The organism is Erwinia sp. MYb416 (genome assembly GCF_037479575.1).
In the GTDB taxonomy this organism is placed as follows: Bacteria; Pseudomonadota; Gammaproteobacteria; order Enterobacterales; family Enterobacteriaceae; genus Erwinia; species Erwinia rhapontici.
This window is the reverse complement of record NZ_JBBGYT010000377.1, coordinates 1-700: the sequence shown is the minus strand read 5'-3', so window position 1 is coordinate 700 and position 700 is coordinate 1. Positions and strand designations below refer to the sequence as shown.

1 protein-coding gene and 1 pseudogene are annotated in these 700 nt (G+C 43.1%); both read left to right on the top strand.

The window, feature by feature from the left end; all coding sequences use genetic code 11:
* Positions 1 to 422: hypothetical protein (locus WH277_RS05415; RefSeq protein ID WP_339504857.1), on the top strand; the 422-nt coding region annotated here is incomplete at its 5' end.
* Positions 423 to 513: 91 nt separating this feature from the next.
* Positions 514 to 700 (top strand): annotated as a pseudogene (locus tag WH277_RS05410) (fimbrial chaperone protein); the annotation flags it as partial.

Genomic DNA, 700 nt, shown 5'->3' with positions numbered 1-700 from the left:
CGGATAATAATGTAGCTAAACTGCCAGAGGGTATTCAGCAATCGCTTGCAAAAAACTACTTTAGCTTCGGATCAGACGGTGTAGGTGGCCCGGCTGGCGCCTATACCATTAAAGCGTTGGTTAATGGAAGTTCTGCTGATAAAGATAAGGCTTCAGCATTTGTAACCTATAAAGATAGTGCATGGGATCAGAAGCTTACCTCTACAGATTTCGCGTACTTTATCAACACTCGACTCGGCGATAAAGATGCTGTATTGGATATGAGCACCACTTCAGGTATAACAAGTTATCTGCGTTCAAGTGCAAAAAGTAAAGTATTTGCTCTGGAAATTGCACCATCACTGGGCCCTGTTACCGGCCAGGCCTTGGCCGGTAACTTCGATCTTAGCGGCAGTACCACGTTTGAAGTTATTTATATGTAATTGAAGTTTCCACCGGTGTTGTGCTCTTTTTTTATTAATCAGAGCATGATGTCGGTGGTTTTCTTGTAACGTAGATTCACGGATGAATACTATGCTGATTCAATTTTTTCGGTTATTCCTATCGATCATACCTCTGGTGATCATATTTCCTGCCAGCGCTGTCATGCAGCCACAAACTTCGATGGTGCTTATTCAGGAGGATGCGGGCGGTGGCAGTATTAACGTCACTAATACTGATGATAAAGACGCCTTACTCTACGTTAAGGTTATTGACCTAC